This window comes from Pseudomonas anatoliensis (assembly GCF_017976235.1).
GTDB classification, from domain to species: Bacteria; Pseudomonadota; Gammaproteobacteria; order Pseudomonadales; family Pseudomonadaceae; genus Aquipseudomonas; species Aquipseudomonas anatoliensis.
This window is the reverse complement of the sequence record NZ_JACVHC010000002.1, coordinates 331116-344144: the sequence shown is the minus strand read 5'-3', so window position 1 is coordinate 344144 and position 13029 is coordinate 331116. Positions and strand designations below refer to the sequence as shown.

General features: G+C 59.9%; 10 protein-coding genes and 1 pseudogene. 6 read left to right on the top strand and 5 right to left on the bottom strand.

The window, feature by feature from the left end; genetic code table 11:
- Positions 1-151 precede the first annotated feature (151 nt).
- Positions 152-1369 (bottom strand): bifunctional glutamate N-acetyltransferase/amino-acid acetyltransferase ArgJ, encoded by a 1218-nt coding sequence (gene argJ / locus ICA16_RS06885; protein WP_210700285.1) that lies wholly within the window; start codon positions 1367-1369, stop codon positions 152-154.
- A gap of 121 nt (positions 1370-1490) precedes the next feature.
- The gene (secA, locus tag ICA16_RS06880; protein WP_150601660.1) at positions 1491-4226 is read right to left on the bottom strand and encodes a preprotein translocase subunit SecA; all 2736 of its coding nucleotides are present in this window, start codon (positions 4224-4226) and stop codon (positions 1491-1493) included.
- 306 nt (positions 4227-4532) lie between these two features.
- Between secA and ICA16_RS06875 the strand changes: the two genes are divergently transcribed.
- Entirely contained in the window at positions 4533-4988 is a 456-nt protein-coding gene (locus ICA16_RS06875; RefSeq protein WP_042560657.1) for a DUF721 domain-containing protein, read from the top strand.
- 104 nt (positions 4989-5092) lie between these two features.
- Here the strand turns inward: ICA16_RS06875 and ICA16_RS06870 are convergent, their stop codons facing one another.
- A complete protein-coding gene (locus ICA16_RS06870; RefSeq protein WP_210554147.1) occupies positions 5093-6580 on the bottom strand; it encodes a helicase HerA-like domain-containing protein in 1488 nt (495 codons plus the stop codon).
- A 188-nt stretch (positions 6581-6768) separates the two neighbouring features.
- Here ICA16_RS06870 and ICA16_RS28400 point away from each other — a divergent pair.
- The 5 genes and pseudogenes from ICA16_RS28400 to ICA16_RS06850 form a co-directional block, all read left to right on the top strand.
- Positions 6769-7800: pseudogene (locus ICA16_RS28400) on the top strand (HAMP domain-containing protein); the annotation flags it as partial.
- Positions 7801-7893: 93 nt separating this feature from the next.
- Positions 7894-8658: a methyl-accepting chemotaxis protein gene (locus ICA16_RS28395; RefSeq protein WP_390896373.1), complete on the top strand. Its 765-nt coding sequence runs from the start codon at positions 7894-7896 to the stop codon at positions 8656-8658.
- Positions 8659-8877: 219 nt separating this feature from the next.
- Positions 8878-9969 (top strand): N-acetylglucosaminyl phosphatidylglycerol synthase, encoded by a 1092-nt coding sequence (locus ICA16_RS06860; protein ID WP_210700455.1) that lies wholly within the window; start codon positions 8878-8880, stop codon positions 9967-9969.
- Positions 9962-10738: an N-acetylglucosaminyl phosphatidylglycerol deacetylase gene (locus ICA16_RS06855; RefSeq protein WP_210700284.1), complete on the top strand. Its 777-nt coding sequence runs from the start codon at positions 9962-9964 to the stop codon at positions 10736-10738. The genes ICA16_RS06860 and ICA16_RS06855 overlap by 8 nt, the downstream gene beginning before the upstream one ends.
- Positions 10735-11730: a glucosaminyl phosphatidylglycerol flippase gene (locus ICA16_RS06850; RefSeq protein WP_150601665.1), complete on the top strand. Its 996-nt coding sequence runs from the start codon at positions 10735-10737 to the stop codon at positions 11728-11730. Before ICA16_RS06855 ends, ICA16_RS06850 begins: the two co-directional genes overlap by 4 nt.
- Positions 11731-11819: 89 nt before the next feature.
- On the opposite strand, the gene ICA16_RS06845 is transcribed toward ICA16_RS06850, so the two are convergent.
- Both ICA16_RS06845 and purU read right to left on the bottom strand, forming a co-directional pair.
- On the bottom strand, positions 11820-11996 hold the full coding sequence (locus ICA16_RS06845) for a hypothetical protein (protein ID WP_210554150.1): 177 nt from the start codon (positions 11994-11996) through the stop codon (positions 11820-11822).
- Between the two features lie 102 nt (positions 11997-12098).
- Positions 12099-12947: a formyltetrahydrofolate deformylase gene (purU, locus tag ICA16_RS06840; RefSeq protein ID WP_042560661.1), complete on the bottom strand. Its 849-nt coding sequence runs from the start codon at positions 12945-12947 to the stop codon at positions 12099-12101.
- Between the last annotated feature and the right edge of the window lie 82 nt (positions 12948-13029).

The window sequence follows — 13029 nt, the reverse complement described above, 5'->3', positions numbered from 1 at the left end:
GCTCGCGAAGAGGCCGGAACATTCAACGTTGATGTTGCCTGAAACTCCGCTATCGCTAGCAGGCTAGCTCCTACAAGGGATCTGTGTCGTTCACAAAACTACTGTGGGAGCCAGCCTGCTGGTGATGCAGGCGACTCGGTCTCAGGTTAGATCAGGTCCGGTACTCAGCGTTGATCTTCACATATTCGTGCGACAGGTCGGTGGTCCAGATGGTTTCGCTGCAATCGCCACGACCCAGTTCGATGCGGATGGTGATCTCTTCCTGCTGCATCACCGCTGAGCCCTGCGCTTCAGTGTAGGTCGCGGCGCGGGCGCCACGGCTGGCGATGCACACTTCGCCGAGGAACACGTCGATCTTGCTTACGTCCAGATCCGGCACGCCGGCACGACCGACAGCCGCCAGAATACGGCCCCAGTTCGGGTCGGAGGCGAACAGCGCGGTCTTGATCAGCGGCGAGTGCGCCACGGTGTAGCCAACGTCGAGGCATTCCTGATGATTGCCGCCGCCGTTCACTTCAACGGTGACGAACTTGGTTGCGCCTTCGCCGTCACGCACGATGGCCTGGGCCACGTCCATGCACACTTCGAACACCGCTTGTTTGAGTTTGGCGAACAGCTCGCCTTCGGCGCGGGTGATTTCCGGCAGGGCAGCCTTACCGGTGGCGATCAGCATGCAGCAGTCGTTAGTCGAAGTGTCGCCGTCGATGGTGATGCGGTTGAACGACTTGTTGGCGCCGTCGAGCATCAGGTTTTGCAAGACGTCACGGGAGACTTTGGCGTCGGTAGCGATGTAGCCCAGCATGGTCGCCATGTTCGGGCGGATCATGCCCGCGCCTTTGCTGATGCCGGTGACGGTGATGGTCACGCCGTCATGCTGGAACTGGCGGCTGGCGCCCTTGGGCAACGTATCGGTGGTCATGATCCCGGTGGCGGCCGCTTCCCAGTTGTTTTCCGACAGATCGTCCAGTGCCGCTTGCAGTGCACCTTCGATCTTCTCGACCGGCAGTGGCTCGCCGATGACACCGGTGGAGTACGGCAGAATCTGGTTTGCATCGACGCCGGTCAGCTCGGCGAGCTTCGCGCAGGTGCGCTCGGCGGCGGCCAGGCCTGGCTCACCGGTACCGGCGTTGGCGTTACCGGTGTTGGTCAGCAAGTAGCGCACAGGGTTCTGCACGCGCTTCTTCGCCAGAATCACTGGTGCTGCACAAAAGGCGTTCAACGTGAACACGCCCGCCACCGTCGAACCTTCGGCGCAGCGCATCACCACGACATCTTTGCGCCCGGGGCGCTTGATGCCGGCCGAGGCGATACCGAGTTCAAAACCGGCAACCGGGTGCAACGTTGGCAAAGGACCAAGACCAACAGCCATGAATGCGCTCCTTACTCAATGATGTCTGCACCGCCCATTTGCAGGCAGTGGTTTAAATGGCAAAACGCCGCGACGGCAGGAGCCGGTCGCGGCGCGGGTATTTCAGCGATTGGAACGGGTTTTACTGGATCTGCCCGTGGCAATGCTTGAATTTCTTGCCCGAACCGCAGTAGCACAGTTCGTTGCGGCCCAGCTTCTGCTCGTTGCGAACCGGGGCGGTGGCGAGGGCCACATCAACCTCTTCACCGAGCAATTCCGGTTGCTCCAGACCCGGCGCTTCGGCGTGTTCGAACTGCATGCGGGCGGCCAATGCTTCGGCTTCCTGACGCAGACGTTGCTCTTCGGCTTCCGGATCTTCGCGGCGGACCTGAACGTGCGACAGCACACGGATCGAGTCGCGCTTGATCGAATCGAGCAGCTCGGAGAACAGCGTGAACGACTCGCGCTTGTATTCCTGCTTCGGGTTCTTCTGGGCATAGCCACGCAGGTGGATGCCGTGACGCAGGTGATCCATGGTCGACAGGTGGTCTTTCCACAGATCATCCAGCACGCGCAGAACGATTTGCTTCTCGAAGGAGCGCAGTGCCTCGGCACCGGCCTGATCTTCTTTCTCGTTGTACGCGGCCATCAGCTCGGTCATGAGCTTCTCGCGCAGGGTTTCTTCGTACAGGTGATCGTCTTCGTCGAGCCACTGCTGGATCGGCAGCGCCACACCGAAGTCGCTCTGCAGCGAAGCTTCCAGACCGGCGACGTCCCACTGCTCTGGCAGCGATTGCGGCGGGATGTGCGCGCTGACGGTGGCGTTGAGTACGTCCTGACGGAAGTCAGCGATGGTCTCGCCAATGTTGTCAGCGGCCAGCAACGTGTTACGCATGTGATAGATCACTTTACGCTGTTCGTTGTTGACGTCATCGAACTCGAGCAGTTGCTTGCGAATGTCGAAGTTACGGCCTTCAACCTTGCGCTGCGCCTTCTCGATCGCGTTGGTCACCATGCGGTGCTCGATCGCTTCGCCCGGCTGCATGCCCAGGGCTTTCATGAAGTTCTTCACCCGATCAGAGGCGAAAATGCGCATCAGGCTGTCTTCCAGCGACAGGTAGAAGCGGCTGGAACCGGCATCACCCTGACGACCGGCACGGCCGCGCAGCTGGTTGTCGATACGACGGGATTCGTGACGCTCGGACGCGATAACCTGCAAGCCGCCGGATTCCAGCACTTGTTGATGGCGCTTCTGCCAGTCGGCCTTGATCTGGGCGATTTGCTCAGGGGTCGGATCTTCCAGCGAAGCAACTTCAACTTCCCAGTTGCCGCCCAACAGGATGTCGGTACCACGACCGGCCATGTTGGTAGCGATGGTCAGTGCGCCCGGACGACCGGCCTGCGCGATGATCTCGGCTTCTTTTTCGTGGAACTTGGCGTTCAGAACCTTGTGTTCGATGCCTTCCTTCACGAGCAATGCGGACATGTGCTCGGAAGTTTCGATGGTCGCAGTACCCACCAGCACCGGGCGACCGGCAGCCATGCTTTCCTTGATGTCGGTAACGATTGCCGCGTACTTCTCTTCGGCAGTCAGGAACACCAGGTCGTTGTAGTCCTTACGCGCCAACGGCTTGTTCGGCGGAATGACCATCACTTCCAGACCATAGATCTGGTGGAATTCGAACGCTTCGGTGTCAGCGGTACCGGTCATGCCGGACAGCTTGGTGTACAGACGGAAATAGTTCTGGAACGTGGTCGATGCCAGGGTCTGGCTCTCGGCCTGAATGTTCAAGCCTTCTTTGGCTTCGATGGCCTGGTGCAGACCTTCGGACAAACGACGGCCCGGCATGGTACGACCGGTGTGTTCGTCGACCAGTACGACCTGGCCGTCCTGCACGATGTATTCAATGTTGCGATTGAACAGCTTGTGCGCACGCAGACCGGCATAAACGTGGGTCAACAGGCCCAGGTTATGTGCCGAGTACAGGCTCTCGCCTTCAGCCAGCAGGCCGACGCGGGTGAGCATGTCTTCGATGAACTGGTGACCGGCTTCGTTGAGTTCGACCTGACGGGTCTTCTCGTCAACGGTGTAGTGGCCAGCCTTGGTGACTTCGCCTTCGACTTCTTCAACGTGCAGTTCCAGCTGCGGGATCAGTTTGTTGATCTCGGTGTACAGCTTGGAGCTGTCCTCGGCCTGACCGGAAATGATCAGCGGGGTACGTGCTTCGTCGATGAGGATGGAGTCGACTTCGTCGATCACGGCAAAATTGAGTTCGCGCTGGAATTTTTCTTCCATGCTGAACGCCATGTTGTCGCGCAGGTAGTCGAAACCGAATTCGTTGTTGGTGCCGTAGGTGATGTCCGCAGCGTAAGCTTGGCGCTTCTCTTCCGGCGGCTGGAACGGCGTCACGACGCCGACGGTCAGGCCGAGGAATTCATACAGCGGGCGCATCCAGTTGGCATCACGACGCGCTAGGTAGTCGTTCACCGTCACAACGTGCACGCCCTTGCCGGACAGTGCGTTGAGGTAAACACCCAGGGTCGCCACGAGGGTTTTACCCTCACCGGTGCGCATTTCGGCGATCTTGCCTTCGTGCAAGGTCATGCCACCGACGAGTTGCACGTCGAAGTGGCGCATGCCCATGACACGCTTGCCGGCTTCGCGGGCAACCGCAAAGGCTTCTGGCAATAGCTTGTCGAGGGTTTCCCCTTTGGCGATGCGGGCTTTGAACTCTTCAGTCTTGGCGCGCAATTGATCGTCCGAAAGGGCTACCATTTGCTCTTCGAAGGCATTGACGTTCTGTACCGTCTTGAGCATGCGTTTGACTTCACGCTCGTTCTTGCTTCCAAAAAGTTTCTTTAACAAAGGCGCAAACATATCGGCAGATCTTCCACACTAAAGGGATGGAGGGCGGCCCCGTGAGTCGCCCGAGCAGCCCTCATGGCCGCATGCGAACGAGCATTCTACCCGGAAACGGTGGTGAGGAAAGTGGCGATGTTCCACGATGCTGGCACTGCGCTTTGACGGGGCTCACTTAAAATAAGGGCGTTTTGCTCAACTTCAACCCACAAGGGAAAGAAGTTAGTCGTTGATTTAATGGGTAAAGCAGGGGCAAAAGCAATGGGCGAGTGATTTCGGTGCTTTCTGCTACCATGGCGCTTCTGTTACTTCAGGTGTTCGATCATGGCATTTCGCCCTCTTACGGCCAAAGCACCCGCCGTTTTGCTACGCGAAGCCAAGCCGCTCAAAGCCATCCTCGGCCATGCCCATCGACTGGGTCATCTGCAACGCCTGCTCGAAAGCCAACTGCAACCCGCCGCCCGCGAACATTGCCATGTGGCGTCGTGGCGTGAAGGCAATCTGCTGTTGATCGTGACCGATGGCCACTGGGCCACGCGTCTGCGTTATCAGCAAAAACGCCTGCAGCGGCAATTGCAGATGTTCGATGAGTTCGCCAGCCTGACGCGGATTCTGTTCAAGGTGCAGCCGCCGACGGTTCAGCGCGGGGCGACCGGGCACACGATGGACCTGTCGACGAACGCGGCGGCGACCATTCAGGCCACGGCGGACGGCATCAGTGACCCGGGCTTGCGCGCGGCACTGGAGCGATTGGCGGCGCACGCCAAAGACAAAACCTGAAAGCAAGATCAAAAGATCGCAGCCTGCGGCAGCTCCTACAGTTGGAATGCAATCCCCTGTAGGAGCTGCCGCAGGCTCGGGCCGCGATCGGACGATCTTTGCTTTTAGCGGCGTTTGCTGCCGCCGAGCAGGGAGCCCATCAAGCCACGCACCAGTTGTTTACCCAGGTTGTTGGCTGCCTGGCGCATTGCCGATTTCAACGCCTGGCCCGCCGCCGTGCCGAGAAACTCCCCGGCACGATCAGCCAGGCTCGGTTCCTCGGCCGCTGGTTTGCCCGCGGGTGCCTCTGCATCCGGCGCCAACCCTTTACGCCCCATCAGGATTTCATAAGCCGACTCGCGATCAATCGGTTTGTCATAGCGCCCTTTGAACGGTGACCCGGCAATCAGCACCGTGCGCTCGGTTTCCGTCAGCGGCCCGATTCGCGACTGCGGTGGCGCCACCAGTACGCGCTGAACCATTTCCGGCGTGCCTTTTTCCGTGAGCGTGCCGACCAGCGCCTCGCCGATCCCCAACTCGGTCAGCACCGACAGACTGTCAAATGCCGGATTCGGCCGGAAGCCGTCCGCCACCGCGCGCAGGGATTTCTGCTCTTTGGCGGTGAACGCGCGCAAGCCGTGCTGAACGCGCAGGCCCAACTGCGCCAGCACATCGTCCGGCAAGTCGGCTGGCGATTGAGTGACGAAATACACACCCACGCCTTTGGAACGGATCAACCGCACCACTTGCTCCAGCCGTTCCTGCAACGCCTTCGGGGTATCGCCGAACAGCAAATGCGCCTCATCGAAAAACAGCGCCAGCAGCGGTTTGTCGGCATCGCCGCGCTCCGGCAACTGCTCGAACAATTCGGCGAGCAGCCACAACAGGAACGTCGCATACACCTTCGGCGCCTCGTGCACCAGACGGCTGGCATCCAGCAGATGAATGCGCCCACGGCCATCGGCGGCCGGTTGCAGGATGTCTTCGAGCTGCAGCGCCGGCTCGCCGAACAGGGCCTCGGCGCCCTGCTGCTCCAGGGTTGCCAGACGGCGCAACAGCGCCTGACTGGAACCGGTGGTCATCAGCGCCGCATCTTCGCCCAACAACTGCGGGTTGTCCTTGAGGTGGTTGAGCAGCGCTTTCAGATCCTTCAGATCCAGCAACAACAGCCCTTCGCGATCCGCGACCTTGAATGCGGCATACAGCGCCGACTGCTGACTGTCGGTGAGCTCCAGCAGACTGCCGATCAACAGTGGGCCCATTTCGCTCAACGTAGTGCGCAATGGATGACCGGACTCGCCGTGGATATCCCACAACGTCACCGGATAAGCCTGGGGCTGATGATTGAGCCAAGGCATCCCGGCGATGCGCTCGGCGACCTTGCCCTGAGGGTTGCCCGCAGCACCGAGGCCGCACAGGTCGCCCTTGATGTCGGCCGCAAATACAGCGACGCCGGCGTCGCTGAAGGCTTCGGCCAGGCGCTGCAAGGTCACGGTTTTACCGGTACCGGTGGCGCCGGCGATAAGGCCGTGACGGTTTGCCAGGCGCATGGCCTGTGCGATCGGTTGCCCGGCGAGATCGGCGCCGATTACGAGTTGCGATGAGTCAGGCATTTTGTCACCCAATGGTTAATCTTTAATGCGCGATGGCCGATAGATAAAGGCGTAGACCTGACTGAAAAGTCGGTAGGACATTTCCCTAAGGAGAGACGGAAATATCAGCTTTTATTCACCTTTGCCCATATTGCGCGTCTTTATAAAAGCACGCCCAGGACATTAAGACCTTAGCGGAACCCCAAGCCATGAACAAAAATCTGCGCTTCAGCCATAAAATTTTGCTTGCCGCCGCCCTCATCGTCATCGCCGCTTTTGCCTCGTTTACGCTTTACAACGACTGGCTACAGCGCAACGCGATTCGTGAAGACCTGGACAACTATCTCAATGAGATGGGCGAAGTCACTGCCGGCAGCATCCAGACCTGGCTCAGCGGCCGCATTATGCTGGTCGAAAACGCCGCCCAGAACATTGCCATCAACCCCGAACCCGCCAACGTCGCCAGTTTGCTGGAACAGAAAACCCTGACTTCGACGTTTATGGCCACCTATCTGGGCGATGCCACCGGCCACTTCACCATCCGCCCGGACGTGAAGATGCCCGACGGTTTCGATCCGCGGGTTCGCCCTTGGTATAAAGGTGCCGAGAGCAGCAGCACCTCGACCTTGACCGAACCGTACATCGACGCGGCCACCGGCCAACTGATCATATCTGTCGCCACCGCCTCGAAAAAATCCGGCCAGAGCGTCGGCGTGGTCGGCGGCGACCTGAGCCTGCAATCACTGGTCGACACCCTCGCCGCCCGGGATTTCGACGGCATGGGTTATGTGTTCCTGGTCAGCGCCGACGGCAAGATTCTGGTGCACCCGGACAAAGCCCTGGTGATGAAATCACTCAAGGAAGCTTATCCACAGGACACCCCGCGCATCAGCAGCGACTTCAGTGAAGTCACCGTCGATGGCAAAACCCGCATCGTCACCTTCGCGCCGATCAAAGGCCTGCCGTCGGTGAACTGGTACATCGGCCTGTCGGTGGACAAGGACCAGGCCTTCGCGATGCTCAGCGAATTCCGCGCCTCGGCAGTCATTGCGACCATCATCGCCGTCGGCATCATCCTTGCCCTGCTCGGCATGTTGATCCGCATCCTGATCCAGCCGCTGCACGTCATGACCCGCGCCATGGAAGACATCGCCGATGGCGAAGGTGACCTGACCAAGCGTCTGACCATCGTCAATAACGATGAATTTGGTGTGCTGGGTACGGCGTTCAACCGCTTCGTCGAGCGGATTCACGGCTCGATCCGCGAAGTGTCGTCGGCCACCGGCCAAGTCAACGAAGTCGCCCTGCGCGTGGTCGCTGCGTCGAATTCGTCGATGTACAACTCCGATCAGCAGGCTTCGCGCACCAGCAGTGTCGCTGCCGCGATCAATCAGCTCGGCGCCGCCGCACAGGAAATTGCCCGCAATGCCGCCCAGGCCTCGAATCAGGCCAGCGACGCCCGCGGCCTCGCCGAAGACGGCCAGCAAGTGGTGGATCGCAGCATCAAGGCGATGAATCAACTGTCGAGCATGCTCAGTGCGTCGAGCAGCAACATCGAGTCGCTGAACAGCAAAACAGTGAACATCGGGCAGATTCTCGAAGTCATCACCAGTATTTCCCAGCAAACCAACCTGCTTGCGCTCAACGCGGCCATTGAAGCAGCGCGTGCCGGTGAGGCCGGTCGTGGTTTCGCCGTGGTGGCGGATGAAGTGCGTAATCTGGCGCACCGCACGCAGGAATCGGCGCAGCAAGTGCAGACCATGATCGAGGAACTGCAAGTCGGCGCGCGGGAGTCGGTGAGCACCATGAGCGAGAGCCAGCGCCACAGCCAAGACAGCGTCGAGATCGCCAACCTTGCCGGTGAGCGTCTTAACAGCGTGACTCAACGGATTGGCGAGATCGACGGGATGAACCAGTCGGTGGCGACCGCGACCGAGGAGCAGACCGCGGTGGTCGAGTCGATCAACGTCGACATCACCGAGATCAACACGCTGAACCAGGAAGGCGTGGAGAACCTGCACGCAACGTTGCGTGCGTGTTCGGATCTGGAGCAGCAGGCTTCGCGGTTGACGCAATTGGTGGGCAGTTTCCGTATTTAAGGCGCACCTGCCGGCCTCTTCGCGAGCAAGCTCGCTCCCACAGTTGTAATGCATTCCCCTGTGGGAGCGAGCTTGCTCGCGAAGGCGTCCTTTCAAACGCCTCAAAACCTCAATGACACCCCTGCCAGCAATCCCGACCGAACATCCCTTGCGGATAAAGGTCAACCAAGGGAGAACAACAGCGCAGGGACCATCACCGTGCACATTGCCGACATCACCATGTTCTACGCCCCGGCCAGCGGCGGCGTGCGCACTTATCTCGATGCCAAGCACCGTCGGCTGGGTATCAAGTCCGGGATTCGCCATAGCCTGCTGATCCCCGGGGCAAAATTCGGCGAGCACGATGGTGTCTACACGGTTCCCGCTCCCGCCCTGCCCTTCGGCAAGGGTTATCGCTTTCCGGTACGCCTGGCCCCGTGGCGAAATGTCCTTCAGGATTTGCAGCCGGATCTGATCGAAGTCGGCGATCCGTACCTCACGGCGTGGGCCGCTCTGGATGCCCGGCGACAACTGGATGTGCCGGTGATCGGCTTTTATCATTCCGACCTGCCGCTATTGGTCAGTAACCGCATGGGCCAATGGGTCACGCCGAACATCGAGGCTTACGTCACCAAGCTCTACGGCAACTTTGACCGGGTTCTCGCGCCGAGCCAGGTCATGGCAGACAAGCTTATCGGCCTCGGCGTGCGTAACGTCTTCGTGCAACCGCTGGGTGTCGATCTGCAAACTTTCAACCCTGACGCCCGTGATTCAGGCCTGCGCGCCGAACTGGGGATCGACGAAGACACGCGTCTGCTGATCTTTGCCGGGCGTGGTTCGAAAGAGAAAAACCTGCCGGTGCTCCTCAAGTGCATGCAACGCCTTGGCCCACGCTATCACCTGTTGCTGGTCGGCTCGTCGATGCCCGCTGTGGTGCCGGACAACGTCAGTGTCATCAATGAATTCTGCACGGCACCGACCGTTGCGCGACTGATGGCCAGTGCCGATGCGCTGCTGCACGCCGGTGATCAGGAAACTTTCGGCCTGGTGATCCTTGAGGCCATGGCTTGCGGCATTCCCGTCGTGGCGGTGGCGGCCGGGGCGTTTGAAGAAATCGTCGCCGAGTCTTGCGGCCTGCTCTGCGCACCAAATAACCCTCAGGCGATGGCGAATGCCGTGCGCGAACTGTTCAGTCGCGGCGTTAACAAACTCGGTGCTCAGGCGCGCCAACATGTCGAACGCCATTACGCCTGGGACACCGTGGTCGACAGCCTGCTGAGTCACTACCACGCTGTCCTCGGCCACACGATCCCTCGGGTGGCGAATGGCTGATCTCCTGAACCGCCCCGCTGTACTGCTGGTATTGCACGACGTGGCGCCATCGACCTGGGCGGATTACCAACCGTTTGTCGAGGCAGTCGATGCACTGGGCAACGTGCCGATGACCTGGCTGGTGGTGCCGGATTTTCATCGCCACGACAACCTCGACGCACACGCGGATTTTCGTCGGCTTCTGAGCGAGCGCGTCGCCCGTGGCGATGAATTGGCCCTTCACGGTTTTTTCCATGATGACCAGGAGCCTCGACCGCGTACGCCGCGCGACTGGTTCATGCGCCGCGTCTATACCCATGAAGGCGAGTTCTATCGTTTGTCCCACGAGGCCGCCCTCGCCCGTCTGCGCGCCGGCATTGAAATGTTCCAGCGCTACGACTGGCCATTGCACGGTTTCGTCGCCCCGGCCTGGTTGATGAGCGAAGGCACGCGCCAGGCGCTGGCCGCATTACCGTTGCGCTATACCAGTGATCCCCAGCATCTGTATCGTCTGCCGGATTTCACCCCGATCGACGCGCCAGGTCTGGTCTGGAGTGCCCGCAGCGCCTGGCGTCGTGGCCTTTCAAAAATCCTCAGCGAGCAACGTGAACAGCGCTGGCGCCAAGCGCCGGTGATTCGGCTAGGATTGCACCCGGTGGACATGCGCCACGGGTTCTCCCGCGATTATTGGCTTAATACCCTCGAACGGTTACTGACGGATGGACGAGTACCGATGACCAAAATCAACTGGCTGGCCCAACAGAGCGGTCAACTGGAACGCGCCGCATGAACCGCGGCATTGTGCTGTTGGTCGGCCTGCTCGCTGCAGTGCTGATTCCGCTGCTGCTCGGAGGCAGTGAAATCTGGGCGCGCCTGCACAGCTTTCCGCTGCAATGGCTGCTGATCATGTTCGGCATGATTCTGCTGTGCTGGGGCATCAACACCTTGCGCCTGCGTTTGTTGCTCGGCGATCAACGTGACCGCGTCACGCCGCTGAAAAGCCTGGGCGTGGTCATGGCGGCCGAGTTCGCCTATTGCGCGACACCCGGCGGCAGCGGCGGACCGCTGACGATCATGGCGCTGCTGGCCCGCTGCGGCGTACGGCCGGCCCGAGGCAGCGCAGTGTTTGCCATGGATCAACTCAGCGATTTGCTGTTTTTTCTCTGCGCCCTGAGCGGCATTCTGATTTACGCGCTGTTTCAACACCTCAGTGACCGTATGGAATGGCTGCTGATTATCAGCGCCGTGTCGTTGTTCGGCGGGTTGTGCAGTTGCGTGCTGCTTGCGCGCTACCATCGCCGACTGATTCGCCTGAGCGGCCGGTTGCTGGCGCGCATGAACGTGCGCGCCGACACCCGTCGCCGCTGGGCACGCAAGCTGCTGCATTTTCTTGCGGCATTCATCGATACGCTGAAATTGCCATGGCAAACCTTGAGCAAAGTCTTCGCCCTGACCTGTGTGCATTGGCTGCTGCGCTACAGCGTGCTGTATCTGGCATTGCGCGGTTTGGGAGCGGACTTGCAGTGGGCCTGGAGTTTTCTGGTGCAGATGCTTTCGCTGGGCGCCGGGCAGTTCAGTCTGTTGCCCGGTGGCGCGGGCGCTGCGGAGTTGACCTCGGCGGCGCTGCTGGCACCCATGGTCGGCAAATCGACAGCAGCGGCGGCGATTCTGATCTGGCGGGTGGTGACGTTTTATTTCTATCTGGTGGTCGGTGGGCCGGTGTTTCTGATGATGCTGGGGCGACCGTTGCTGAGGAAGCTGATGAAGGTGCGTCAAGCTTAAAAAGATCGCAGCCTTCGGCAGCTCCTACAGGGGGATCACATTTCAAATGTAGGAGCTGCTGAGGGCTCGGGCCGCGTTCGGACGATCTTTCAGCTCTTCCCGTCCTTAACTTCGGACTCATCCTGCAACTGCTCCCACAACTCGGCCGCACCGGGAAACTCGGTGCCATCCTCCGGGCTCATGTCATCCGGGTCATAGCGACTCAAACAACCCTCGCCCAACGTAGCGGGTGCTTTGGAAGTGGCTTTGTCCAGTGGATCGCTCATGGCTTTTCCTCGGATCAAAAAACGGCAAAGGGATTTATACAAAAAAGGGCCTGGACGATTGAACGCCCAGGCCCTTCCTTTTTCAAGCATGCGTGAGTTCGATCAGAACACCACAGTCTTGTTGCCGTGCACCAGCACTCGATCTTCGAGGTGATAACGCAGACCGCGCGCCAGAACCATCTTCTCGACGTCACGACCGAAACGCACCATGTCTTCGATGCTGTCGCTGTGGCTGACGCGCACAACGTCCTGCTCGATGATCGGGCCGGCGTCCAGCTCTTCGGTCACGTAATGGCAGGTCGCGCCGATCAGCTTCACGCCACGCAGGGACGCCTGGTGATAAGGCTTGGCGCCGACGAACGACGGCAGGAAGCTGTGGTGAATATTGATGACCTGGTGCGCATATTCGCGGCACAGCGCCGGCGGCAGGATTTGCATGTAGCGCGCCAGCACTACAACTTCGGCGTCGTGCTGTTTGACCAGACGTGACACTTCGGCGAAGGCCGGTTCCTTGTCCTGCGGATTGACCGGAACATGGTAATAAGGAATGCCGTGCCACTCGACCATGCTGCGCAGGTCGTCGTGATTGGAAATCACGCAGGATATTTCGCAGTCCAGCTCATCGCTGTGCCAGCGGTGCAGCAGGTCAGCCAGGCAGTGGGATTCGCGGCTGGCCATCAACACCACGCGTTTCTTCTGCTCGGTATCGGTGATGCGCCAGTCCATCGAGAACTCTTCGGCAATTGGCGCAAACTTCTCGCGCAATACTTCAATACCGAACGGCAGCGAATCGGCACGAATCTCGTGACGCATGAAGAACCAGCCAACCTGATTGTCCGAGTGGTGGCTCGCTTCGGTGATCCAGCCGTTGTGGGATGCCAGAAAATTACTGACTTTGGCAACGATGCCAACGCGGTCCGGGCAAGAAATCACCAGCCGAAAAGTGCGCATGAGGGGGTAACTCCAGAACTTCGCAAAGGCCGCCATTCTAGCGACTGCGCAGGAAAACTGCAGTATTGATGAACGCGGGCGT